The sequence below is a fragment of the Mycolicibacterium sp. 624 genome (assembly GCF_040548615.1).
In the GTDB taxonomy this organism is placed as follows: domain Bacteria; phylum Actinomycetota; class Actinomycetes; order Mycobacteriales; family Mycobacteriaceae; genus Mycobacterium.
Window position 1 is genome coordinate 1,335,141 of record NZ_JBEPRZ010000001.1, and the last position, 23,360, is coordinate 1,358,500.

Consider the following 23,360-nt stretch of genomic DNA (forward strand, 5'->3'; position numbering starts at 1 on the left):
CGGCCAATATCTCGGCGTGATCACGAAATGCCACCGGTCTGTTCGCCGTGCTCGTTGACCCGTCAGTAGGCTGAATGCCGTGGCAGGACGCGTGCCCGCGAGCAAGCGGGCCTCCCAGAAAAAGTGGGCCGAAGAAACTCACCTCGGTCTGGTTCGTCGCGCGCGACGTATGAATCGTGCTCTCGCACAGGCCTTTCCGCACGTCTACTGCGAACTGGACTTCACCAACCCGCTCGAGCTCACCGTCGCCACGATCCTGTCTGCGCAAAGCACCGACAAGCGGGTGAACCTGACCACGCCTGCGCTGTTCAAGAAGTACTCGACGGCGCTGGACTATGCCCAGGCTGACCGCGAGGAGTTGGAGTCGATTATTCGGCCTACCGGCTTCTACCGGAACAAGGCGACGTCCTTGATGCGGCTCGGCCAGGAGCTCGTCGAGCGGTTCGACGGCCAGGTCCCCGACACGCTCGAGGAGTTGGTCACGCTTCCGGGTATCGGCCGCAAGACCGCAAACGTGGTCCTCGGAAATGCGTTCGACGTCCCGGGCATCACTGTGGACACCCACTTCGGGCGCTTGGTGCGGCGCTGGGGCTGGACGACGCTGGAGGACCCGGTCAAGGTCGAGTTCGCCATCGGCGAGCTGATCGAGCGCCGGGAGTGGACGTTATTGAGTCATCGCGTCATTTTTCATGGTCGACGCGTCTGCCACGCCCGCCGTCCGGCGTGCGGCGTGTGCGTGCTGGCCAAGGACTGCCCCTCCTTCGGCACGGGCCCGACCGACCCGCTGACCGCCGCGGCCCTGGTCAAGGGGCCCGAGACGGAACACCTGCTGGCACTGGCCGGACTCTGATGAGCAGTGGGGCGCGGTGGACGGCCGCGGTTCTGGTCGTCCTGGTGGCACTCGGCTTCGCGTTCTGGCAGGAACTGGGCGACGATGCCGACACCTCGACCAGCCCCACCGGATCACCGGTCGCACGTGATCACCGCGACGCCGACACACCCGAAGCGCTGGCCGGGCCACGTGCCAGCGCCGACCTCGCGCCATGTCCTCCTGCCGGCCCCGGAGCCGGGCCGGAGGTGCTGCGTGGCATCTCGGTCGAGTGCGCGGCCGACGGGTCGACGGTCGATGTCGCCCGCGCGGTCGACGACCGCATCGTGGTACTGAACCTGTGGGCCTACTGGTGCGGGCCGTGCGCCGACGAACTCCCGGCGATGGCCGAGTACCAGCGCCGCATGGGCTCGGAGGTGACGGTGCTGACCGTCCACCAGGACGAGAACGAGACCGCCGCGCTACTGCGACTCGCCGAACTGGGCGTACATCTGCCGACGCTGCAGGACGGCAGACGCCTGATCGCCGCGGCACTGAAGGTCCCCAACGTCATGCCCGCGACGGTTGTCCTGCGTTCGGACGGTAGCGTTGCCCAAATTCTGCCCCGATCCTTCGCCACGGCTGACGAGATCGCGGAGGCTGTGAACCCACGGATGGGAGTGCCGGGTTGAGTTCGGAGCGCGACGGCACTGGGGCCGAGTTCTTCCCCGATGCCGCCCCCGCGTGGCTCAAACCCCTCGTCGACAACATCGGCGAGGTACCCAGCGCCTACCGCAGCCGCATTCCGCCGGACGTCGCGGCCGCGTTCAAGGTCGCCAACGCCGCCGCCACCCTGTCCGGCACGAAGCGCGATGCCGCGGTGCTGGTGCTGTTCTCGGGCGCGCAGGACGCGCCCGCCGGCGGGTTGCCCGACGACGCCGACCTGCTGGTCACCGTGCGCGCCTCGACGCTTCGGCACCACGCGGGGCAGGCGGCCTTTCCCGGCGGAGCGTCCGACCCCGAGGACAACGGTCCGGTGTCCACGGCGCTGCGTGAGGCCAACGAGGAGACCGGTGTCGACACCGGTCGACTTCATCCCCTGGCCACCCTGGAACGGATGTTCATCCCGCCGTCGGGCTTCCACGTCGTGCCAGTCCTGGCGTACTCGCCGGACCCAGGCCCCGTGCACGCCGTCAGCCCGGAGGAGACAGCCATTGTGGCGAGGGTTCCGGTGCGTGCCTTCGTCAACCCCGAGAACCGGTTGATGGTGTACCGCAAGGAGCGCTCACGCCGGTACGCGGGCCCGGCGTTCCTGCTCAACCAGATGTTGGTGTGGGGATTCACCGGGCAGGTGATCTCGGCGGCGCTCGACGTCGCGGGATGGGCCAAGCCATGGAACACCGACGACGTACTTGAACTCGACGCGGCAATGGCCCTCGTCGGGGCCACCAGCAGCTACCGTGAAGGCCAACGATGACTTCCTCTCAATGGCTCGATCTGGCCGTACTCGCCGTCGCCTTCGTCGCCGCCGTATCCGGCTGGCGTTCCGGGGCGCTGGGCTCGCTGCTGTCCTTCTTCGGCGTGATCCTGGGTGCGGTGGCCGGTGTGCTGCTGGCTCCCCACGTCGTCAGCAACATCGACGGGGCCCGCACCAAGCTGTTCGTCTCCCTGTTTCTGATCCTCGGCCTTGTCGTGATCGGCGAGATCGCGGGCGTGGTGCTCGGACGGGCGGTTCGCGGTGCGATCCGCAATCGCACCCTGCGATCGTTCGACTCCGTGGTCGGCGTCGCCATTCAGCTGGTCGCGGTCCTGGTCGCGGCCTGGTTGCTGGCCACCCCGCTCACATCGTCGGATCAGCCGAATCTCGCTGCCGCCGTGCGAGGGTCGCGGGTTCTGGCTCAGGTCAATGATCTCGCGCCATCGTGGCTGCAGCGAGTACCCGCGCGCCTGTCGGGTCTGCTGGACACCTCCGGCCTGCCCGATGTCCTGCAACCGTTCGGCCGCACCCCGGTGGCCAACGTCGACGTGCCCGACGCCGCCCTGGCGACCGACCCCGTTGTCGCGGGCACGCGCCCGAGCGTGTTGAAGATTCGCGGCGTCGCGCCGAGCTGCCAGAAGGTGCTGGAGGGCAGCGGATTCGTCGTCGCCCCCAACCGCGTGATGTCCAACGCGCACGTGGTGGCGGGATCGGAGAGTGTCACGGTCGAGGCCGAGGGCAAGAGCTATGACGCCAGCGTGGTGTCCTATGACCCCAACGCCGACATCTCGATCCTCGACGTGCCGAACCTGCCGTCGGCGCCCCTGGTGTTCCACATGCAGGAGGCGCCCTCGGGAACCGACTCCGTGGTGATGGGCTACCCCGGCGGCGGTGACTTCACCGCCACGCCCGCCCGTATCCGCGAGATCATCCAGCTCAACGGGCCTGACATCTACCACACCACGACGGTGACACGCGAGGTCTACACGGTCAGAGGCACTGTCCGGCAGGGTAATTCCGGCGGGCCGCTGATCGATCGCAAGGGCAGGGTGCTGGGCGTGGTGTTCGGCGCCGCCGTCGACGACGCTGACACCGGGTTCGTGCTGACCGCCAACGAGGTGGCCAAGCAGATGGCCGGGGTGGGCGCTACTCAGAAGGTGCCCACCGGCACCTGCATCTCCTGAGCCGAGCGCTAAGCGCTGTCGTTCAGGAACCGGGTCAGCCGCTCGTTGACCGCCTCCGGTTGCTCCTCGTGCGCGAAATGGCCTGCACCGGAGATCGATACGTATCGCCCGTGAGGCGCGTAGTGGTGGGTGCGATTCACCGGGTCGGCCAGAACGTAGGGGTCGGCGTCGCCCCGCAGATGCAGGACCGGAACCGTCAGCGGGCGCTTCATCGATCTCATGAAGCGCATGCCCTCGCCGCGAAGCTGGCTGCGCACGGCCCATCGTTGATACTCCAGCGCGGAGTGTGCCGCCGAGGGAATCTGGATGGCTCGCCGCATGTGCCCGATCGTCTCGGTGAAGTCCGGTGAGGCCTGCCACTTCTCGCTAGCGCGGCTTCGGACCAGTGTTTCGAGATCCGCGGCGTCACCGCGGGTCAACACGTGCTCGGGCCAGAACGGCAACTGGTAGCCCAGCATGCGGGGCAGCAGCGCCAGGCCCTGGTCGCGCCGGGTCAACGCCGATGCCCGTAGCGCCACCGGATGGGGTGAACTCACCAAGGCGATGGCCCGCACCGCTCGCGGATGCAGCACCGAGGTCGCCCAGCACACCAGTCCGCCGTCGGCATGGCCGATCAGTGTGGCGCTCTCGTGCCCCAGCGCGCGGACGAGGCCCGCGGTGTCGCCGGCCAGGGTCCAGCCGTCGTAGCCGCGCGGCGGCTTGTCGCTGCCGCCGTAACCCCGCAGATCGACGGCAACCACCCGGGCCCCGCGCAGTCCCCGCAACTGGTGACGCCACGACCACCAGAATGAGCCGAATCCGTGCAGCAGGATCACGAGCGGTCGGTCGGCTGCGGCCGTCTCGTCGGACTGCGCTTCCACGACGTGGAAGCGAATCCCGTTGGCGTGCACCTCCAGATGCCGCCACGGACCCTCGATGCGTGTCACCGACGGGTCGGGCGGCGGCCGATTGCCGCGGCCCTTACGGGCCATTACCAGCCTGATGGATCTGTGGTCGCCACCGCGCGGCCGTCACCGTTGGGGGAGGGCTTGTCACCCCCGGGTACCAGGGCGACGCGCGCCTCCTTGACCGATTCGATGGTCTGCTGCGGTCCCCGGATCCGACGGACCTTCAGATAGCCAAGGAACGCGAACGCGATGGTGGTCAGCACCATGAGCCCGAACACGATGAGGTAGGCGGCCCACGACATCAGCCACAGGTTGAGCACTTCGGCGAGAAAGAAGAAGAAGAAGAACGTCGAGTAGAACAGCACGACCAGCGCGAGGATGAAGAAGACGCTGCCCGTGAGGCCCTTCTTCACATCACGGGTCACCTCGGCCTTGGCCAGGGCCACCTCGGCACGGACCAGTGTCGACATCTGCGTTGTCGCGTCTTTGACGAGATCGCCGATCGACGGATCGGCCTTGGGTGCGTGCGGATCCACCAAGGGAATCGACGTCACGGTGGTCGGCACGCCGTTCTTACGGTCACCAGCGCTCATGGACACGTCCTCCCGCGTCGAGGTCAATGCGGCCCATGTTGCCATGTCGCGTCGGGGGCAACGATCCCGGCCGACGATAGACTGACGGTGTTCTCCAAAACACGCGTCAAAAGAACATTGGGCCGGGGCAGACGATAGGGGTGCTGTTGAGACACCGCGAGTACGGCCCTGCTCAACGAGGTGCCGTTGCGGCGACCTTGGTCTTCCTGCTTGCACTGATGGGCGTGTCCCTCGCGACGCCAGCGGGTGCCGCGGACCCGGTGCCGCTGGGCGGTGGCTCCGGCATCGTCGTCAACGGTGAGTCGTTCTGCACGCTGACCGCGATCGGCAACGACAACCGCGGGAACCTGATCGGCTTCACCTCCGCACACTGCGGTGGGCCGGGAGCCCAGGTGGCCGCCGAGGGTGCCGAGGACCGTGGCGTGCTTGGCACGATGGTGGCAGGCAATGACGCGCTGGACTACGCCGTCATCCAGTTCGACCCGGCGCTGGTCGCACCGACCAACAACGTCAACGGATTCCAGATCGACGGCATCGGACCCGATCCGGCGTTCGGCGCGGTGTCATGCAAGCTCGGCCGCACCACCGGCTACTCGTGCGGCGTCACGTGGGGGCCGGGCAAGGATCCCGGCACGATCGTGAGCCAGGTGTGCGGTCAGCCCGGCGACTCCGGTGCACCTGTCACGGTGAACAACCGGCTGGTCGGCATGATCCACGGCGCCTTCACCGAGGGACTGCCGACCTGCGTGATCAAGTACATCCCGCTGCACACACCGGCCGTGACGATGTCGATGAACGCGATCCTTGCCGATATCGCCGCCAAGGACCGGCCGGGATCGGGCTTCGTCCCGGTCGGCGCGGTCGCCTAGCGCGGTCGGCGAACAGGGGCTACTTGCTGGCCCGGATCGCCTCGAACACGCCGGGGTCCAACAGCGTCGAGGTATCCCCGAGTTCGCGTCCCTCGGCCACGTCGCGCAGCAGACGACGCATGATCTTGCCGCTGCGGGTCTTGGGCAGTTCGGGCACGACGTGAATCTCACGCGGTCGGGCGATCGGCGAGATCTCCTTGGCCACCTCGGCCCGCAGCTCGTCGACCATGCCGTCGGCGCCGCCCTCGGCACTGGCCTTCAGGATGACGAACGCGCAGATGGCCTGGCCGGTCTGTTCATCGGTGGCTCCGACGACGGCGGCTTCGGCGACTCCGGCGTGGCCGACGAGTGCGGACTCAACCTCCGCGGTCGAGATGCGGTGGCCGGAGATGTTCATGACGTCGTCGATGCGGCCGAGCACCCAGATCTCGCCGTCCTTGCCGTAGCGGGCGCCGTCACCTGCGAAGTACCAGCCCTGCTCGGCGAACCTCGACCAGTAGGTCTCCTTGAATCGCTCCGGGTCGCCCCAGATGCCGCGCAGCATGGCAGGCCACGGCTTGTCGAGGACCAGGTAACCGCTGGCCTGTTCGCCGTGATCGGCGCCCGGCTCGAGTTGGTTGCCGTCGTCGTCGACGATCTTGGCTGAGATGCCCGGCAGTGGCGTCATGGCCGAACCCGGCTTGGTCTCGGTGACACCGGGCAGCGGCGAGATCATGATCGCGCCCGTCTCGGTCTGCCACCAGGTGTCGACGATGGGGGTCTGCTCGGCGCCGAACACCGTGCGGTACCAGCGCCACGCCTCGGGGTTGATGGGCTCGCCGACCGAACCCAGCAGCCGCAGGCTGGTCAGGTTGTGCTCGGCAGGGATCTGGCGGCCGAGCTTCATGAAGGTCCGGATGAGGGTAGGCGCTGTGTAATAGATTGTGACGCCGTACTTCTCGATGATCTCGAAGTGGCGATGCTCGGTGGGCGAGGCGGGTGTGCCCTCGTAGACCACCTGCGTGACACCGTTGGACAGCGGCCCGTACACGATGTAGCTGTGCCCGGTGACCCAGCCGATGTCAGCCGTGCACCAGAAGACGTCGGTCTCGGGCTTGACGTCGAAGACGTTGTAGTGGGTGTAGCTGGTTTGCGTCAGGTATCCGCCCGTGGTGTGCATGATGCCCTTGGGCTTGCCAGTGGTGCCCGAGGTGTACAGCAGGAACAGCGGGTGCTCGGCATCGAATGCCTCGGGGGTGTGTTCGGCGGACGCGGAGTCGACGACGTCATGCCACCAGAGGTCACGGCCCTCCGTCCACGCCGTGTCGATTCCGGTGCGGCGCACCACCAGAACGTTGGTGACCGACGGCTGGCCCTCGACGGCCTCGTCGACGGCCTCCTTGAGCGAGGCGGCCTTGCCGCGGCGGTACTGCCCGTCGGTGGTGATCACCAGCTTGGCCTCCGCGTCCTCGATGCGGGCCTTCAGCGCCGATGCCGAGAATCCGGCGAAGACGACCGAGTGCATCACGCCGAGGCGTGCGCAGGCCAGCATCGCGACGATGGCCTCCGGGACCATCGGCATGTAGATCGCGACGCGGTCACCCGCGACCAGGCCCAGGTCGGTGAAGGCGTTGGCGGCCCTGCACACCTCGTCCTTGAGCTCGGCGTAGGTGATGGAGCGGGCATCGCCAACCGGCTCACCCTCCCAGTGGATCGCGACGCGGTCACCGTTGCCGGCCTCCACGTGACGGTCGACGCAGTTGTAGGCGACGTTGAGCTTGCCGCCGACGAACCACTTCGCGAACGGTGCCTGCGACCAGTCCAGGACCTCGGTGAACGGTGTGTTCCAGGTCAACCGGTTCGCCTGCTCGGCCCAGAACGCCAACCTGTCCTTCTCGGCCCGGTCGTAGAGCTCGGCGGTGGCGTTAGCGTTGGCGGCGAAGTCGGCGGCAGGCGGGTAGGACGCCTGGACCTCAGCATGCGTGTCAGACATGAGTGTGAGGGTAGTCACCCGAGGTTGCACGGAGGTTGGCGACTCACACTGTCAGCTGCGGACGGTGCCTGGTGAGCGACGAACGAGCGGCGTGGAGAGCCCAGCGGTCGATCGACCATGCGCGAGACGACGGACTGCAGGCATTACCGTGTGCTGTCGTGGCCGCACCCGATCCCCTAGCCCCGCTTGCGGAGCTGCCTGGCGTCGCCGCCGCCGGCGACGAGGCGCGCGAGGCGCTGGGCCGGGCGCACCGGCACAAGTACAACCTGCGTGGGTGGCCCGCGACGGCGGCCGAGTCCTCGGTCCGCGCCGCGCGGGCGTCGTCGGTGCTCGACGGCGGGTCACTCAACCTTGCCGATGCGGGTGAGGTCGACCCCGTGCTGACGGGGGCGTTGCGCGTTGCCGAGGCGCTTGAGGGTGGCGCCACCTCGTTGGTGGGTACCTGGCAGCGCGCGCCGCTGCAGGCCATCGCCCGGCTGCACGCGCTGGCGGCTTCCGACCTGACCGACGATGACCGGCTCGGGCGGCCCCGCCCGGAGGCCGACGTGGCCCGGCGGCTCGAACTTCTCGGCGACCTCGTGATGGGCGGCACCCGGGTGCCGGCGCACGTGCTCGCGGCCGTCGCGCACGGCGAGCTGCTCACGCTCGAGCCGTTCGGGGTGGCCGACGGTGTGGTGGCCCGCGCCGTGTCGCGGCTGATTACGATCAGCAGCGGCCTGGACCCGCACGGCCTCGGCGTCCCGGAGATCTACTGGATGCGGCAATCCGGCGACTATCGCGCGTCGGCGCGGGGGTTTGCGTCGGGAACACCGGATGGCTTGACCGCCTGGCTGATCAACAGTTCGCGGGGTCTGCATGCCGGTGCACGCGAAGCGCTGTCGATAGCTCAGGCGATGGCGGGGTAGACGCCAGCAAACGCAAAGCGGGCGGCGTCCCGACTCACCTCACTGAGGTGGTTCAGGTCGCCGCCCGCTAGCACGAATACCGGTTACCATGCGTGCTGGGTGGGTTGCGTGGGTTGGCCTCGGCGTTCTTGCGATGCGCTACGGCTGCAACCTCACCCAAGAGGCCGACGTACCGTTCGCTCTCCGCAATTCCGCAGGCCCGCAACACTTCTGCCATTATCGCGGCTTGTGCTCCGCGTGGGTTCCGGAATTCGTGCTGGGTTGCTTGAGTTGGGAGACCGCGCCTTCTCTTCCGGCCCGGTCTTGGCCTTCCCAAGCTTCCGTGCCTCCTTTGTACTCCGTGACGGCGGTCACATCAAGTGGGAGGTGTTGGCGAGTCCCGATCGTTACGCCCACGCGTCTCAGCTACCCGGGCGGGGCCGCTGCCGGCGAGCCGACTCACCAAGCGAATCGGCGCAGCAGCGAGTAGGTCAGTGCGCCCGCGGCGAGCGCGCTGGCGCCCACGGCGACGGTCGTGGCGACGGCAGCCCCAGACGGTGCCGGAATCCGGCCGCGCAGTGGAACGGGTCGGGAGAACGTCCGGGCCGGCCACCCGCGGGCGGCGGCCTCCTTGCGCAGTGCGCGGTCCGGGTTGACCACCGTCGGGTGACCGACCGCCTCGAGCATCGGCAGATCGGTGATCGAGTCGGAGTACGCGTAGCAGTGCTCGAGCGAATAGCCCTCGCGCGCAGCGAGTTCCCGGATGGCCTCGACCTTGCCCTCGCCGTAGCAGTAGAAGGCCACCTCGCCCGTGTACTTGCCGTCCTCGACGACCATGCGGGTCGCCATCGCGTGGGTGGCGCCCAGGGCGCGCGCGATGGGGGCGACGATCTCCTCGCCCGAGGCGGACACGACGACGACGTCACGGCCGCACAGCTTGTGGTCGGCGATGAGATTCGCGGCCTCGGCGAAGACCAGGGGATCGACGATGTCGTGCAGGGTCTCAGCCACGATCGATTTCACCTGCTCGACGTTCCAGCCCGTGCACATGTTGGTGATGTAGGACCGCATCCGGTCCATCTGGTCGTGGTCAGCACCCGACATCAGGAACAGGAACTGGGCGTACGCGGACTTCAGGACGGTCTGCCGATTGATCAGCCCCTGATCGAAGAATGGTTTGCTGAAGGCGAGCGTGCTCGACTTTGCGATGACAGTCTTGTCGAGGTCGAAGAACGCAGCGGTGCGCACGGGGTGATCGGCGTCGGACTCGGGGACCGGGACCTCGCCGTGGCGGGCCGCGTCGGTTGCGGGCACGTTCTCAGCATAGGTGGCGGGTCGGCGGGCGAAGCGGTGATGACCCCCAACTGGCAGCGTCAGACACGTGCCGGTGGCTGCAACATTCCTGGTCACCGGGTGATTTCGTAGTCAAGCAGGACTTGCGCCACGTCGGGCTCCCTTGTGTATAGTGAGCATTACTCGGCTTATGTCGGGTGTGTATCAGCCCGACCCCCCGGGGCTGATACACGACGACCTCCGCCTCCTCCCCCCCTGGCGGGGGTCGTCCCTTTTTCCGGGGGCTTTCTCCGGCGTGTGTCATCCGTCGTGAGGCATGTAAAACCGGAAGCGCCCCGATCGCGTTGCGGAAATCGCATGCCCCGGTGTGTTTATCCACAGTCGCGACTTGATGCACAATTCGTTGCTAAACCTGCACGCGGCGTCGTGGTGGGCCACGAGACGCACGCACAGTTGGTCCATGAGTTCTGCAGGCGGCCTGTTGGCGTTGATCGACGACACCGGTCTGCGCGCCGACGCGGACCGCGTCGCGGCGGCGGTCGGCATGCGTGTGGTGCACGTGCCCGAGCCGTCCAACCGCAAGGTGTGGATGTCGGCTTCGGCGGTTGTGATCGACGATCACGCCGCGACGCGATGTGCGGAGTTCGGGCTGCCCCGCCGCGCACGGGTGTATCTGATCGGTCGCGGAGAAGCCGCTCCGGATCACTGGCGGGCCGCCATCGGTGTCGGCGCGCAGCGGGTGCTGATGCTGCCGGAGCAGGAGGACGAGCTCGCCGCGGAACTGTCCGATGTGGCCGACGGTCACCGCACCGAGCGACGCGGCGCGATCGTCGCAGTCATCGGTGGGCGCGGTGGCGCCGGGGCGTCGGTGTTCGCCACCGCCCTCGCCCTCACCGCCGGCGATGCGTTGCTGGTTGACGTCGACCCGTGGGGTGGCGGCATCGACCTCGTGCTGGGCAGTGAGGCGCAACCCGGTCTGCGCTGGCCGGACCTGAGCTCTGCGGGCGGCCGGTTGAGTCACGCAGCGCTGCGCGAGGCGCTTCCTGTCCGCCACGGTGTCGCGGTGCTGTCGGCGGGCCGAAGCGTCAGCGATATCGACGCCCGCGCCGTTGCCGCGGTGCTGGAGGCGGGGTGTCGAGGCGGTGCCACGGTCGTGTGCGACCTTGGGCGTCGCGACTCGCCCGCGGCCGAAACAGTCTTGGCGGCAGCGGATCTGGTCACATTGGTCAGCTGCGCCGACGTCCGATCGTGTGCCGCGTCGGCGGCGTTGGGGGCCTGGCTCGGCACGTCGAACCCGAACGTCGGGCTCGTCGTGCGCGGGCCCTCGCCTGGCGGCCTGCGCTGCGCCGACGTCGAACGGATCACCGGCCTTCCGCTGTTGGTGGCGATGCGGCCGCAGCATCAGGTGGCGGTCGCGCTTGAGCACGGCGGGCTCGAGCTGCGTCGACGATCGCCGTTGGCCGTCGCCGCGCGGCGCGTGCACGCGGTGCTGGGGAGACAGGCGCTGCCCCAAGCCGACGCGGTGGGTGTGGCGTGAGCGCCTCGCTGGTTGAACGGGTCCGCGAGCGGCTGGCTGGTGAGTCGGCGGCCCTGCGTCCCAGCGTCGTCGCCGCGGCAATCCGCGCGGAGTCCGGCGGTGTGATCGGTGACGCCGAGGTGCTCACCGAGCTTCGGGTGATGCAGACCGAACTGACCGGCGCGGGCATCCTGGAGCCGCTGCTTCGAGCTGCGGGCACCACCGACGTTCTGGTGGCAGCACCCGACTCGGTCTGGATCGATGACGGAACCGGGCTGCGGCGCAGTTCGATCCGATTCGCCGACGAGGCGTCGGTGCGTCGCCTGGCGCAGCGGCTCGCACTCGCGGTGGGGCGACGCCTCGACGATGCGCAGCCCTGGGTGGACGGGCAGCTCACCGGATTCGGCGAGTTCACCGTCCGCCTGCACGCGGTCCTTCCCCCGGTTGCCGCCGCCGGAACATGCCTGTCGCTGAGGGTGCTTCGGCCCGCGACGCAGGACCTCGGCGCGCTCGTGAACTCGGGCGCCATCGCCTCGGACGCGGCTCGGTTGCTGCGCGGCGTCATCGCCGCGCGCCGAGCGTTCCTGGTCTCCGGCGGTACCGGTGCGGGAAAGACGACGCTGCTGTCGGCCGCGCTCGGTGCGGTGCCGGCTCGCGAGCGCCTGGTGTGTGTCGAGGACGCGCCCGAGCTGGCGCCGCGGCACCCTCACCTGGTCAAGCTTGTCGCGCGCGCCGCCAACGTCGAGGGCGTCGGTGAGGTGACCGTGCGGGACCTGGTGCGTCAGGCGCTGCGGATGCGGCCCGACCGGATCGTGGTCGGCGAGGTGAGAGGTGGCGAGGTCGTCGACCTGCTCGCCGCGCTCAACACCGGCCACGACGGGGGAGCAGGCACGGTGCACGCCAACAGTCCCGCTGAGGTGCCGGCCCGGCTCGAGGCGCTCGCCGCAGCCGGCGGGCTGGACCGGCCGGCGCTGCACAGCCAGCTCGCCGCCGCCGTGCAGGTCCTGCTACACGTCGGCCGCGACGTCAGCGGATGTCGACGACTCGAGGAGATCGCGGTCCTGCAACGCGGTGCCGACGGTCTGGTGTCGGCCAGGACCGCATGGCATTCGGACACCGGATACGGCAGCGGTATCGAGTGTCTGCGGAGCCTGCTTCACGGCCGCGGGACGCCGTCGTGACCGCGGCGGCGCTGCTGCTTGCCGTCGCGGTGTTCCTCGCGTCGCCCTCACCGGGGCGTCGGCTGATGCCGCGGCGTGGGTCACCGATGACGTGGCCTCGTGGCTCGATGGGCGCGGTGACCGCGGCCGCCGTGGCACTTTGCGCCGTCGTCATTCCGGTGCCTGTGGTGGTGGCCGCGGTGATCGTGGCGGCGACGTTCACGGTGCGGCGGCGCCGGTCGGCGTCGGACGCGCGGCGTTCGCGGGAGTCTGACGCGTTGCAGGGCGCGCTGGCCGTGCTGATCGGCGAACTGCGTGTCGGGGTGCACCCGGTGGCGGCGTTCGATGTCGCGGCGCGTGAGGTGGACGGGCCGGTGGCCGACGGGCTGCGTGCAGTGGCGGCCCGCGCCCGCCTTGGTGCCGATGTCGCCGTCGGGCTGTCTGTCGCGGCGAGCTCGTCCGCGCTGGGTACGCACTGGGAGCGGCTGTCGGTGTGTTGGCGACTGGCCGAGGCACACGGACTGGCGATCGCGACGCTGATGCGGACGGCCCATCGCGACATCACCGAGCGGGAACGCTTCGCATCGCAGGTGCTCGCGGGTATGGCCGGTGCCCGTGCCACGGCCGCCGTGCTGGCGGGTCTGCCGGTGCTGGGCATCGGGCTTGGCCACCTCATCGGCGCCGAGCCGTTGTCATTCCTGATGTCCGACGGAGCCGGCGGGTGGCTGCTGGTCGTTGGTGTGACGCTGTCCTGCTGCGGGCTGCTGTGGTCGGATCGGATCGTCCGCGGGGTGTTGACATGAGCTGGGCGGCACTGCTGTTGGCGCTGGCTGTCATCGCCGGGGGCACGCCCGGTGGCCCGCGTCGCCGGCTGACTCCAACAGCTGGCGCGGGCGCTGCGAGCGCCCGGGCCCCCGAGATGGCCTGCGACCCGCTCGCCGTGGCGTCCGGGCTGGACGTTCTGTCGGCCTGCCTGTCGTCGGGAATGACGGTCGCGGGGGCGGCGGGGGCCGCGGCCGCGTCGGCACCCCGGGCGCTGGCCGACGTTCTGCACCGCGCCGCGGACCTCCTCGCACTCGGCGCCGAGCCTGCTCTCGCATGGTCGAACACCGCGGTCGACGACAGGAGGGTGGCGGCCCTGCTGCGGCTGGCCCGGCGGTCGTCGGCATCGGGTGCCGCGCTGGCACAGGGCGTCGCCGAACTGGCCGACCAGTCCCGGCTGGACGCGGCCGATACCGCCAGGGCGGCGGCCGAGCGCGCGTCGGTCTTGATCGCCGGACCACTGGGCCTGTGCTACCTGCCCGCGTTCGTGTGCCTGGGCATCGTGCCGGTGGTGGGTCTGGCCGGAGACGTGCTGAGGACCGGAGTGCTGTGACCGCACCGGGTTTCGCGGTGGCTGGCGGATCCGCCGCAGCCACGACCGATGGGAGGAAACACGATGATGGACACTGTGATTCGGCGGATACGCGCCCGGATGACGCTGCTGGTGGTCGACGAGTCCGGGATGTCGACTGTCGAGTACGCAATCGGGACGATCGCCGCGGCGGCGTTCGGCGCCATTCTGTACTCGGTGGTCACCGGCGACTCCATCGTCAGCGCGCTCACCAACCTGATCGGCCGGGCACTCACCACCAACGTCTGAACGGGGACGCGGGTGCCGTCACTGTCGAGGCCGCGCTCGCGATCGCGTCGCTGGTCGCGGTTCTGCTGTTGTGCGTCGCCGGGCTCGTGGCGGTGGCCACCCAGGTGCGCTGTGTCGACGCCGCGCGGGAGGCGGCGCGGCTGGCCGCGCGAGGTGATCGGGCCTCGGCGGAGGCGGCGGTACGTGGCGTCGGGCCGGACGGCGCCGACCTGCGTCTTCGCTCCGAGACCGGACACGTCATCGCCCGCGTCTCGGTTCCTGCACCCCTGCTGCCGGGTGTCGTCATCGCCGCGGAGGCGGTCGCCGCCGTCGAATCCGATTCGGGCTGAGCGGGGTTCGGCGACTCTGGTCGCGGCGGCGATGCTCGTCGTGCTGGTGATGATCAGTCTCGGTGGTGTCGCCGTCGGCTCGGCGGTCATCGCCCGCCACCGCGCGCAGGCGGCCGCGGATCTGGCGGCGTTGGCGGCGGCGGGCCGGATCGCTCTCGGCGGTGACGCGGCCTGCGCCTCGGCGGCGTCGATCGCGCGGCGCATGGGTGCGGCGATCGCGTCGTGCGCCGTTGACGGCCTCGACGTCGTGGTCAGTGTGGACGTCACTGCGGAACTGGGCCGCCTGCGTGTCGGCACGGCCCGCGCCGCGGCCCGGGCGGGCCCGGTGGAGGGTCGCTGGAGGTCATCAGAACAAGATTCGTAAGGCGGCGATGACCGCCAGTGTCGTTGTCGCCATGGAGAACACGTTGGCAATGAACGGGTGAAAATATGGCGAGAGTGGCCTCGCCAGCTGGCGAGCAGTCGGCGCGCCGAGTATCCCACCCAGTACCGAGCCGACGATCAGTGCTGGCCAGGAACCTTCAAACGCGATCACCGCGGTGGGGGCGGCGGACACCACCGGGACATAGGTCGCCGTCCACCCTCCGTCGCCGTACCAGCGCCGCCACAGCACGACACCCACGGCGGAGGCCAAGACTTGTGCGAACAGAATCTCCGGGATGAGTTCAAGACCGTACCCCGGAATCTGCGGGTTGATCAGATATCCGACACATACGCCCGCTATGAGAAGGCCACCTGCCCACTCATTGCCAATGAACTGAGCCTCGGAGAAGTCGGCTAGCACCCGACGCATCGTCCACGTGAATTCGTTGTGTCGGCGCCGCTTTGGCCCGGGGAGCGTCGAGAGCGTCGGAATTGGTGCTCGGCGCATCCATGGCAACAACAGGCAGCCAGCGCAGGCAGCCAGCCCACCGATGCCCATAGCTGTGACGATACCGACGACATTCGGGATGCCTGCCGGTTGACAGATCGCCGCGATGAGCAGCATCGAGAGCGGCGGCACGGTAAGCACACCCAAGACCGCGGCGGTGACCAACACGGCCCATCCGCGCCCATACAGGATGACGAGAGCTGCGGGCACCGATGCCACCACTACGAACGTGGGCTGCCATTGCCCGCCGTCGAGCAGACCGCGGAATACCACGTTCGAGATAACCAGCGACAAACCCGCAGATCCGAGCAACCACGGGAAGCGATCCCCGAAGCCATACGACACGGGGAAGCCGGCCCACCTCGACCCCCATCGCCACAGGAGGTACGCAGCGAGCGCGCCGGTTATCAGACCGAGCGAGGCCAGGGGACTCTTGTAGGAGCTGGGCTCTGACACGTCACCTATTACCCACAGCCCCCAAGCCGTCCATGACGACGTCGTGCTGTCGATCCACTGCTGAAAGGTGCTGCCGTTCAGGCGCGTACTCGCAACCGATTTCATGGCTACGCACACCAGTAGGGTGACGACAGCTAGCGTTGCCGCACCTGTGATCGTCTCCAGAGTGGCGGAGTGTCGGACTCGCTCGCTATCCAACTGTGGGGATGTTCCGCTCATGATGGATTGCCTTCCAATGACATGCCGAACAGCACCCGGGCGCCGCGAGGTACACGGGAGAACCCAAGCCAGCAGCGAACGAGATATTGGTAGTCGGCAGAAGACAGCTCAAGGAATCAAAGAGGCCCTGCCGTGAGCGTTGTCGGTCAGAGCTGGCGTGCCGCGGGAATGTTGTAGCTGTCAACCCATGGTCGTGCTTGCTCGAAGGCCGCGATGGCAGCCATCACTCCGGCGTCGTCATGCCGACGGCCAATCACCAACATGCCGACAGGCAGGCCGCCACAGAGTCCCGCGGGTACTGACGCACTCGGGTGACCGATGAAATTGGTGAAATACGTCATGCACCAACCGATCAACGGGTCGACATCCTCACCGTTGATTTCGGTGGGTCCCTGTGTCTCGCCGTCGGTGCCGTTGAGGACGGGTAGGCACGCCAGAGTCGGCGCAACGATGAAATCAAATTTGGTGAATGCTTCCTGGAAGCAGTCAAAGATCTTGGTCCGGGTGACCTGGTCGCGGATGAGATCGTCAATCGTCAGGCGAGCTGCCGAGTCAACCCACTGCATCATTGCCTGGGGGAGTTCGTCGGGGTAGGTGCTTCTGAGGTCAATGCCGTCGGCGGCCAAGGACTCGATGATCTCGTGAACGCCCAGCGCCGTGGTTCGCGCCCACATGTCACTGAGGTCGTGCTGCGCGAAGGGGATGGACAGGTCGACTTCGTCCACCGATGCGCCGAGCCTCTCGAAGGCACGCACCGACTCAGACACGATGGTGCGAACTTCTCCCTGCACCGGGAAGATCCCGTAGTCGGCTGTGAAGCCGATTCGTTTCCCCCGTACACCGCGGGTGAGTGCATCGATGAAGTCGACCGAGTCGGCCTGGGAGTTGGGATCGCGTGGGTCGTACCCATGCAGTGCGGTCATCGCCAGCGCGGAGTCCTCAACCGTGCGGGTGATCGGGCCTTCGTATAGATAGTAGGAGACACCGAAAGCATTGGGGCGAGCGATGAATGGAACTCGTCCTGCGGACGGTTGAAAGCCGACTACGCCGCTCCACGCCGAGGGGATGCGGATCGATCCGCCGCCGTCTGTCGCCCCGGCTAGAGGGACCATGCCGTCGGCCACGGCTGCCGCGCTACCTCCTGAGGAGCCGCCGGGGTTCCTCCTGGTATCGAACGGGTTCTTGGTTGCGCCGACAGCTTTGTTGTCGGTTGTGCCCCGAAAACCGAACGCCGGGCTGTTGGTCTGGCCAACGATGACCGCGCCGGCGGCTTCGATCCTGGCTGGATAGGTACTCCAGCTGTCGGCGATGTTGTCCTTGAGCGCGGAGAGCAGTCCTAGAGTCGCGGGCCACCCCGGCTTGAACCCGAACAGATCCTTCATGAGAGTGGGTACGCCAGCGAGCAGTCCTACGTCGGCGCCGTGTGTCAATCTGGATTCAAGTTCCCGTGCGCGGTCGAGTGCATCGTCATATCCCTTGTAGGTCACGGCATTCAGGGACGGATTACGCCGTTCAATTCTCTCGATGGCGGCATGTGTTGTCTCCACTGGCGACAACCGCTTGGCGCGCACCTCGCGGGCGATGTCTGCGGCAGAGAGCGTGTGTAGTTCGGAATCGAGGGTCATTGCCTACTCCTGTTGTGGCTGTGAGTAATTGCGCGAACGACGACGCCCTCACCAACTCAACGCCTCGTCTGCGTCGTGCTCATCGCGAAGATCTGACCGGTGGTGTGGTCTACGTCACGAAGTGTCCGATGGGTAGAAACGTAGGCCGCCCGGCCCTGGAGATCGTCGGTGGAATTACGTATTTTCGGGCAGGGTGACGAGACCCTCGCGGTCGGCGAGTAGTGCGGCGGCGGTGCGCGTGCCGACAGTGAGCTTCGCCAGAATGTGTTCGACGTGTGTGGTGACCGTTCGGGTGCTGGTCGACAGCTGATTCGCGATCTCACCGTTGGACAGCCCGGCCGTCAGGCCCGCCAGGACATCCAGTTCGCGCCTGGTGAGCCCGTAGGGAAGTGTCATGGGTTGCCAGCAGAGCAGCGCGCTGTAGTTGGCGTCGTGGAGCGGAATCAGCGACACGCCGACCGGATCACCCTTACGGGAGCGTCGCCCGCGGACATCATCGATCCAAGTGAATCGAACAGGTCGCTGCGCAGCCCGCAGGGCGTCGGTAGCTGCTTCGAGTAGTGCAGGAGGCGGCAGGTCGTCGCCGGTTAGCAAAACCCAGCCGCGAGCGTAGTCCAGCGCGGCGCAGCATTGGTTGGGCGCGATGAGGGCAGCGAACTGTCGTGCCGCAGCGAGTCGGTCAACGAGTGGAACAAGTCCGGATCCGACGATCTCCAACATCTGCTGCTCGAACTCTCCTGGAGCCGTTGCAGATTCAAGATTTACAGTGAACATGCCCAGATATGCCCCATGAGTCCCGCGCAGCAGCATTGTGGCGCCTTCTTTAAACCCGTTGGGTTCAATCGCTTTGACGTAGAACTCGGACTCGCGTCGATCGAACGGGCAGTCTCTCCAGAAGGTGGCGTCGTGCTGCCGCTCGAGGACCGGCCACACCTTGTCGTTGCGATAGACAGGGCCGTTCAGTGCGCTGCGCATGTAAGCCGTGTAGCCACGGCTGGCAACGGTGACGTGTGTCGATGCTCGGTCATCCCAGGCGGCGATCTGTGCGGCGGCGTACGGGAAGACGTTCGTCAGCTCGTCGAGCACCGCATTCGCCCGATCCTGCGCTGGCGCAGAGTCGGCGACGATCGCCGAGATTCGACGGATGGATACCAACGGCGATGGCCGCGACATATCCCTAGCTTAGGGCGCCGGGTCAACTCCACGCTCTAGGTGCGCGTGGTCCTGCCCTTGAGCGTCAGGCGCCCGGAACGCCGGGGTTTGGCGCGGCCCTCGTACTCGGCGAGTTCGGCATCGGTGGGTTCGCGCAGTGAGAGCAGACCACCGAACACCTCGTCCTCGAGCTCGACGCGGTGCACGGTGACGTGCACGGGTGTCCACCCGCCGCCGTTGGCGCGCAGCCGCAGCACGCTGGACACCGGCCCTCTGTCGAAGTCCGCGACCATGGCGGACACCTGGTCGTTGTCATCGGGGTGGGCAAGCGGCTCGCCGTCGGCGCGGCTGCGCCAGTCGTAGAACGGGCACGGCTCGTCGAGCCACTTCAGCAGTGTCCAGGACCTCAGGTCGACGATCGCACGATGCACTCCGGGCTCGGCCAGCCCGTTGAGGATTCGCTGCGCCAGGTCGTGCGGGACGATGGTGGACCGATCACGGACCGCACGCCAGTTCATCGCGCGGCAGATCATGCGTTCGGGTCCGCCGTCGCTCTCCGACAGGACTCGCGCGACGAACCCCACCGCGATCGGGTTGCCCTCATAATCGGTGACATCCCAGGTGCTGCAGAACGTCCGGCCGGGTTTGGGGTTGATCGCCACCGCGAGGACCCGAGTCTCACTCGGGTTGAGGTCGCGGGTGGGCAGATCCTCGGCGAAGGCCCGGCCCTGGGTGGCCTCGACCGTCGGGTTCATCCCGCTGTTGCACAGCGATTCGGCTGTGTCCGTGGCGATTCTGTTGGTCAGATCCCACTTCAGGGCACCCGGCACGATGCGCTCCTGCGGCTCGAGGTCTGGCGGGCCGGACCACACATGGACACCGTGTATCCGGCCGTCGGTCATCTGCACGACCTCCGTGCGAATCACGAGGTCGTTCTTGGGGGTGATGCTGCTGAGTCCATTGCCTGCCCGGACGGTTTCGCCGATCGCCGACTGGATCGCCATCAGATGGGGATCTCGCCGCAGGAAGGCGCTGATCGGGATCAAGTTCTTGGTCAGACTGCCCTGCGCGACCACCGCGGGCTCGGCGCCCAGCGTCTCCACGAGGAGCCAGTCGTGGGTCATCGACCCATTCTACCGGGCAGGGGTGCGCAAACCGGTTCGCGCAGGCCGCGAATCATGCCCTGTGGCCGATCCAAGAAACCTGGGAAAGTGCTGGTAGGGCTTGCGTGAGGCCCTGACGGGAGGTATTTTTCGACTGCGCGCTGGCCGACGGCCGTCGAGGGGTAGGTCGTCCCGCGGGTGGTTCACCGACTGTGTTCGGGCAGGTTTGCGAGTACCAGGCGCAGCACTGCGACGGCTCCTGCCTTGTCGAGCGGGTCATTCCCATTGCCACACTTCGGTGACTGCACACACGACGGGCAGCCCTGCGGACACTCGCACGCCTCGATGGCGGCCGCCGTGGCCGACCACCACGTCGAGATCCGGCGGAAACCGCGGTCAGCGAAGCCCGCGCCGCCGGGATAGCCGTCGTAGACGAAGATCGTTGGGGCGCCGTCCTCGGGCCCCACTGCCATGGAGACCCCGCCGATGTCACCTCGATCGCAACTGGCGACAAGTGGCAGCAGGCCGATGGACGCGTGTTCGGCGGCGTGCAGCGATCCGGGGAAGCGGATGGGGTCCAAACCGCTGTCCTGCAGGGCTTCCGGGGTGATGGTGCACATCACCGCCTTGGTGTCGAGGGTGTGGGTGGGCATGTCGACCTCGACCGAGTCGATGATCTCACCGTTGAGCCTACGTCGCAGGTACCCAACCACGGTGTTGGACACCGACACTGGGACAATGCCGATGGTGATCGGACCGTGGCTGCGCCGCTCGCCCTGGCCCGTGACGACGATGTCTGTCACCTCCCGCGCCGACGTGGTGTAGCCGGGGTCGTCGGGCCGTACGAACGCGACGCCGTCCTCGAAGTCGAGTGAGTCGACGACGTAGGTCTCCCCGCGGTGCAGGTAGACCGCGCCGGGATGCACCGAGGCGGGTGCCTGCCCAGCCCCCGTCGTGCCAAGCATGCGGCCCGTTCCGGTCTCGAGAATCGCGATCTGACCACCCGATGAACCTCGAATGTCCACTGCCGGATGGGGATCGAGGCCGGGGGCGGGGTGGTAGCCGGTGGGCCGGCGACGCAGCAGACCGTCGTCCACGAGTTCCGCGGCGACCGCCTCGGCGTTCCACGTCCGCACCTCCGCGTCCGTCAGAGGGAGTTCGGCCGCAGCACAGAGGAGTTGCGGGCCAAGCACATACGGGTTGGCGGGGTCGATGACGACGCGTTCAATGGGCTTGCCCAGCAGTGCCTGCGGGTGGTGTACCAGGTAGGTGTCCAGCGGATCGTCGCGGGCGATCATCACGACCAGTGCGCTTTGACCGCGCCTGCCGGCCCGGCCCGCCTGCTGCCAGAACGAGGCGACAGTCCCGGGAAAGCCAGCCAGGACCACGGCGTCGAGTCCTGCGATGTCCACGCCCAATTCGAGGGCGTTGGTCGTCGCCAGGCCCCGCAGGGTGCCCTCGGACAGTGCCCGTTCGAGCGCGCGCCGGTCCTCTGCCAGGTAACCGGCGCGGTAGGACCCGACCAACTCCACCAGATCGGGGGCCGTCGCCTCGAGTCGGGCGCGGGCGCCCAGCGCGGTGAGTTCGGCACCTCGGCGGGACCGGACGAAGGTCAGGGTCCGGGCACCCTCGGCCACTAGGTCCGCCATCACCCGGGCGGCCTCGGCGCCCGCCGAACGACGGACCGGTGCGCCGTTCTCGCCGGCCAGGTCGGTGCGCAGGGCGGGCTCCCACAGTGCGACGGTGCGACTGCCCTGGGGTGAGCCGTCCTCGGTCACCTCGGTGACGGTGTGCCCGAGCAGTTCTGAGGCGGTGGCCGCCGGTGCGGCCGTCGTCGCGCTGGCGAAGATCACCGTCGGCTCCGCCGAGCCGGCCGAGTACCTGGCGCACAACCGCACCAGCCGACGCAGCACCATCGCCACGTTGGAGCCGAATATGCCGCGGTAATAGTGACATTCGTCCACCACGATGAAGCGGAGGTTGCGCAGGAACACCGCCCAGCGAGCGTGATTGCGCAACAGTGACAGGTGGATCATGTCCGGATTGGAGAAGATCCAGCGCGACCGCTCCCTGGCGAACTGCCGCGCCTCGGTGGTGCTGTCGCCGTCGTAGGGACTCGGGCCGACGTCGGCCAGCCGGTGCACGGCAGCGGTCAGGGACTGCGCGGCGCGCAACTGGTCGTGGCCCAGTGCCTTGGTGGGCGAGAGATAGAGCGCGCGGGCGCGCGGGTCCGATGCCATCGTGGACAAAATGGGTAGCTGATAGGCCAAGGACTTGCCCGACGCGGTGCCGGTGGACAGCACCACGTGGCGCCCGGAGTGCGCGAGGTCGGCCGCCGCGACCTGATGCGTCCACGGCTCGGCGATGCCCCGCGCGACGAAGGCCGCCACGACATCGGCCTCTGCCCACCGCGGCCACGGGCGAGGGTGTGCACCACGCGCGGCGAGACCCTCGACGTGACGCAGCGGATGCTCGTCGGCGTCCGTGCCGCCGACCGCGCAGTCCAGCAGCTCGCGGCCGAAATCCGACATCTCTCACCTCCTCGGCCGCGGGTCGCGGTGGTCGGGATCCGCCCCGGCCATCGAAGCACGATGCGATCCCGTAGTAGTAGGCAGTATTAAAGGAAGGAAGGCACATGTCACAGGAGCCGTTGAGCGCTCGTACGGCCCGGCGGCACGATCGGACTGGCCTGCTGGCCTAGTGTCGTTTTCGTGAGTCAGCTGTCGTTCTTCTCGGCTGAGTCGGTGCCGCCTGCGGTCTCCGACTTGACCGGGATGCTCGCTGCCTCGGGGCAGGTGGTCCTGGTGGGCAGCGGCGCAGCGCAGGCGGTCCGGTTGTCGGTGGTCGTCGATGCCGTGTGGCGGGCGGAGGCGCTGGCCGTGATGATCGCCGAGGCCGGACTCACCCCTGAGATCTCCCGCACCGACGAGGAAACGCCGTTGGTGCGCACCGACGTCGATCGGCGGCTGTTGCCGATTGCGGCCGACTGGACACGGGGAGCGGTCAAGACCGTACCGCCCCAGTGGCTGCCCGGGCCGCGCGAGCTGCGCGCGTGGACGCTGGCCGCGGGAACTCCCGAAGCCGACCGCTACCTGCTCGGACTGGACCCGCACGCGCCGGATACGCATTCCGCACTCGCCTCGGCGATGATGCGGGTCGGGATGGCACCAACATTAATCGGCACCAGGGGGGCACATCCGGCACTACGAATCAGCGGCCGCCGACGGCTATTGCGCCTGGTAGAGAACGTGGGGGAACCTCCAGCCGGTGACGAGGCGTTCCTGCAATGGCCGCGCTCCTAATTCCCCTCGCCGGGTGAG

Annotated in this window: 23 protein-coding genes; 14 read left to right on the forward strand and 9 right to left on the reverse strand. The window is 68.0% G+C overall.

Annotation, left to right across the window (positions count from 1 at the left end; all coding sequences use genetic code 11):
• Positions 1 to 79: 79 nt before the first annotated feature.
• Genes nth through marP form a run of 4 tightly spaced genes read left to right on the forward strand, consistent with a single transcriptional unit; the run spans position 80 to position 3,469 of the window.
• Positions 80 to 850 (forward strand): endonuclease III, encoded by a 771-nt coding sequence (gene nth / locus ABIA65_RS06280; protein WP_241402753.1) that lies wholly within the window; start codon positions 80 to 82, stop codon positions 848 to 850.
• Positions 850 to 1,500, forward strand: a complete 651-nt coding sequence (locus ABIA65_RS06285; RefSeq protein WP_354522967.1) for a TlpA family protein disulfide reductase — start codon at positions 850 to 852, stop codon at positions 1,498 to 1,500. The genes nth and ABIA65_RS06285 overlap by 1 nt, the downstream gene beginning before the upstream one ends.
• Positions 1,497 to 2,285 (forward strand): NUDIX hydrolase, encoded by a 789-nt coding sequence (locus tag ABIA65_RS06290; RefSeq protein WP_354522968.1) that lies wholly within the window; start codon positions 1,497 to 1,499, stop codon positions 2,283 to 2,285. Before ABIA65_RS06285 ends, ABIA65_RS06290 begins: the two co-directional genes overlap by 4 nt.
• Positions 2,282 to 3,469, forward strand: a complete 1,188-nt coding sequence (gene marP / locus ABIA65_RS06295) for an acid resistance serine protease MarP (RefSeq protein ID WP_241402756.1) — start codon at positions 2,282 to 2,284, stop codon at positions 3,467 to 3,469. The genes ABIA65_RS06290 and marP overlap by 4 nt, the downstream gene beginning before the upstream one ends.
• A gap of 8 nt (positions 3,470 to 3,477) precedes the next feature.
• Here the strand turns inward: marP and ABIA65_RS06300 are convergent, their stop codons facing one another.
• Positions 3,478 to 4,440, reverse strand: coding sequence for an alpha/beta fold hydrolase (locus ABIA65_RS06300; RefSeq protein WP_241402757.1), 963 nt, complete (start codon positions 4,438 to 4,440; stop codon positions 3,478 to 3,480).
• Positions 4,440 to 4,949, reverse strand: a complete 510-nt coding sequence (locus ABIA65_RS06305) for a phage holin family protein (protein ID WP_241402758.1) — start codon at positions 4,947 to 4,949, stop codon at positions 4,440 to 4,442. The genes ABIA65_RS06300 and ABIA65_RS06305 overlap by 1 nt, the downstream gene beginning before the upstream one ends.
• 218 nt (positions 4,950 to 5,167) lie before the next feature.
• On the opposite strand from ABIA65_RS06305, the gene ABIA65_RS06310 reads away from it, so the two are divergent.
• Complete coding sequence (locus ABIA65_RS06310; RefSeq protein WP_241405440.1) at positions 5,168 to 5,818, forward strand: S1 family peptidase; 651 nt, start codon at positions 5,168 to 5,170, stop codon at positions 5,816 to 5,818.
• 19 nt (positions 5,819 to 5,837) lie between these two features.
• Here the strand turns inward: ABIA65_RS06310 and acs are convergent, their stop codons facing one another.
• Positions 5,838 to 7,790 carry an acetate--CoA ligase gene (acs, locus tag ABIA65_RS06315; protein WP_241402759.1) on the reverse strand — a complete coding sequence of 651 codons (1,953 nt, stop codon included), beginning with the start codon at positions 7,788 to 7,790 and terminating at the stop codon, positions 5,838 to 5,840.
• A 158-nt stretch (positions 7,791 to 7,948) separates the two neighbouring features.
• Between acs and ABIA65_RS06320 the strand changes: the two genes are divergently transcribed.
• A complete protein-coding gene (locus ABIA65_RS06320) occupies positions 7,949 to 8,695 on the forward strand; it encodes a Fic family protein (protein WP_241402760.1) in 747 nt (248 codons plus the stop codon).
• A gap of 438 nt (positions 8,696 to 9,133) precedes the next feature.
• On the opposite strand, the gene ABIA65_RS06325 is transcribed toward ABIA65_RS06320, so the two are convergent.
• Positions 9,134 to 9,988 carry an HAD-IB family hydrolase gene (locus tag ABIA65_RS06325; protein WP_502919526.1) on the reverse strand — a complete coding sequence of 285 codons (855 nt, stop codon included), beginning with the start codon at positions 9,986 to 9,988 and terminating at the stop codon, positions 9,134 to 9,136.
• A gap of 439 nt (positions 9,989 to 10,427) precedes the next feature.
• On the opposite strand from ABIA65_RS06325, the gene ssd reads away from it, so the two are divergent.
• The 7 genes from ssd to ABIA65_RS06360 all read left to right on the forward strand — a co-directional run bounded on the left by ssd (position 10,428) and on the right by ABIA65_RS06360 (position 14,978).
• Entirely contained in the window at positions 10,428 to 11,504 is a 1,077-nt protein-coding gene (ssd, locus tag ABIA65_RS06330; RefSeq protein WP_305853326.1) for a septum site-determining protein Ssd, read from the forward strand.
• On the forward strand, positions 11,501 to 12,664 hold the full coding sequence (locus tag ABIA65_RS06335; protein ID WP_354522969.1) for a TadA family conjugal transfer-associated ATPase: 1,164 nt from the start codon (positions 11,501 to 11,503) through the stop codon (positions 12,662 to 12,664). The genes ssd and ABIA65_RS06335 overlap by 4 nt, the downstream gene beginning before the upstream one ends.
• Positions 12,661 to 13,446, forward strand: coding sequence for a type II secretion system F family protein (locus ABIA65_RS06340; protein WP_354522970.1), 786 nt, complete (start codon positions 12,661 to 12,663; stop codon positions 13,444 to 13,446). Before ABIA65_RS06335 ends, ABIA65_RS06340 begins: the two co-directional genes overlap by 4 nt.
• Positions 13,443 to 14,018, forward strand: a complete 576-nt coding sequence (locus ABIA65_RS06345) for a type II secretion system F family protein (RefSeq protein ID WP_354522971.1) — start codon at positions 13,443 to 13,445, stop codon at positions 14,016 to 14,018. The genes ABIA65_RS06340 and ABIA65_RS06345 overlap by 4 nt, the downstream gene beginning before the upstream one ends.
• A 63-nt stretch (positions 14,019 to 14,081) precedes the next feature.
• Positions 14,082 to 14,285: a DUF4244 domain-containing protein gene (locus ABIA65_RS06350; RefSeq protein WP_502919527.1), complete on the forward strand. Its 204-nt coding sequence runs from the start codon at positions 14,082 to 14,084 to the stop codon at positions 14,283 to 14,285.
• Positions 14,282 to 14,614, forward strand: a complete 333-nt coding sequence (locus tag ABIA65_RS06355) for a TadE family type IV pilus minor pilin (protein ID WP_354523107.1) — start codon at positions 14,282 to 14,284, stop codon at positions 14,612 to 14,614. The genes ABIA65_RS06350 and ABIA65_RS06355 overlap by 4 nt, the downstream gene beginning before the upstream one ends.
• Positions 14,562 to 14,978 carry an Rv3654c family TadE-like protein gene (locus ABIA65_RS06360; RefSeq protein WP_354522973.1) on the forward strand — a complete coding sequence of 139 codons (417 nt, stop codon included), beginning with the start codon at positions 14,562 to 14,564 and terminating at the stop codon, positions 14,976 to 14,978. Before ABIA65_RS06355 ends, ABIA65_RS06360 begins: the two co-directional genes overlap by 53 nt.
• Here the strand turns inward: ABIA65_RS06360 and ABIA65_RS06365 are convergent.
• From ABIA65_RS06365 to ABIA65_RS06385, 5 genes are all read right to left on the reverse strand, one after another.
• Complete coding sequence (locus ABIA65_RS06365; RefSeq protein ID WP_241402770.1) at positions 14,961 to 15,941, reverse strand: hypothetical protein; 981 nt, start codon at positions 15,939 to 15,941, stop codon at positions 14,961 to 14,963. The genes ABIA65_RS06360 and ABIA65_RS06365 overlap by 18 nt on opposite strands.
• A 365-nt stretch (positions 15,942 to 16,306) precedes the next feature.
• Positions 16,307 to 17,785 (reverse strand): amidase, encoded by a 1,479-nt coding sequence (locus ABIA65_RS06370; RefSeq protein WP_354522974.1) that lies wholly within the window; start codon positions 17,783 to 17,785, stop codon positions 16,307 to 16,309.
• 174 nt (positions 17,786 to 17,959) lie between these two features.
• Entirely contained in the window at positions 17,960 to 18,871 is a 912-nt protein-coding gene (locus ABIA65_RS06375) for a helix-turn-helix transcriptional regulator (protein WP_354522975.1), read from the reverse strand.
• A 122-nt stretch (positions 18,872 to 18,993) separates the two neighbouring features.
• Entirely contained in the window at positions 18,994 to 20,061 is a 1,068-nt protein-coding gene (locus ABIA65_RS06380; RefSeq protein ID WP_354522976.1) for a PAS domain-containing protein, read from the reverse strand.
• Positions 20,062 to 20,243: 182 nt separating this feature from the next.
• Complete coding sequence (locus tag ABIA65_RS06385; RefSeq protein WP_354522977.1) at positions 20,244 to 22,571, reverse strand: DNA 3'-5' helicase SftH; 2,328 nt, start codon at positions 22,569 to 22,571, stop codon at positions 20,244 to 20,246.
• 180 nt (positions 22,572 to 22,751) lie between these two features.
• Here ABIA65_RS06385 and ABIA65_RS06390 point away from each other — a divergent pair, with 180 nt between their 5' ends.
• Complete coding sequence (locus ABIA65_RS06390) at positions 22,752 to 23,342, forward strand: hypothetical protein (RefSeq protein WP_241402778.1); 591 nt, start codon at positions 22,752 to 22,754, stop codon at positions 23,340 to 23,342.
• Positions 23,343 to 23,360: the final 18 nt, after the last annotated feature.

Coding starts and splice junctions, on each gene's coding strand:
- acs (WP_241402759.1), bottom strand. CDS start 7,790: ATGTCTGACACGCATGCTGAGGTCCAGGCGTCCTACCCGCCTGCCGCC.
- marP (WP_241402756.1), top strand. CDS start 2,282: ATGACTTCCTCTCAATGGCTCGATCTGGCCGTACTCGCCGTCGCCTTC.
- ABIA65_RS06385 (WP_354522977.1), bottom strand. CDS start 22,571: ATGTCGGATTTCGGCCGCGAGCTGCTGGACTGCGCGGTCGGCGGCACG.
- ABIA65_RS06285 (WP_354522967.1), top strand. CDS start 850: ATGAGCAGTGGGGCGCGGTGGACGGCCGCGGTTCTGGTCGTCCTGGTG.
- ABIA65_RS06300 (WP_241402757.1), bottom strand. CDS start 4,440: ATGGCCCGTAAGGGCCGCGGCAATCGGCCGCCGCCCGACCCGTCGGTG.
- ABIA65_RS06345 (WP_354522971.1), top strand. CDS start 13,443: ATGAGCTGGGCGGCACTGCTGTTGGCGCTGGCTGTCATCGCCGGGGGC.
- ssd (WP_305853326.1), top strand. CDS start 10,428: ATGAGTTCTGCAGGCGGCCTGTTGGCGTTGATCGACGACACCGGTCTG.
- ABIA65_RS06350 (WP_502919527.1), top strand. CDS start 14,082: ATGATGGACACTGTGATTCGGCGGATACGCGCCCGGATGACGCTGCTG.
- ABIA65_RS06380 (WP_354522976.1), bottom strand. CDS start 20,061: ATGACCCACGACTGGCTCCTCGTGGAGACGCTGGGCGCCGAGCCCGCG.
- ABIA65_RS06305 (WP_241402758.1), bottom strand. CDS start 4,949: ATGAGCGCTGGTGACCGTAAGAACGGCGTGCCGACCACCGTGACGTCG.
- ABIA65_RS06370 (WP_354522974.1), bottom strand. CDS start 17,785: ATGACCCTCGATTCCGAACTACACACGCTCTCTGCCGCAGACATCGCC.
- ABIA65_RS06310 (WP_241405440.1), top strand. CDS start 5,168: ATGGGCGTGTCCCTCGCGACGCCAGCGGGTGCCGCGGACCCGGTGCCG.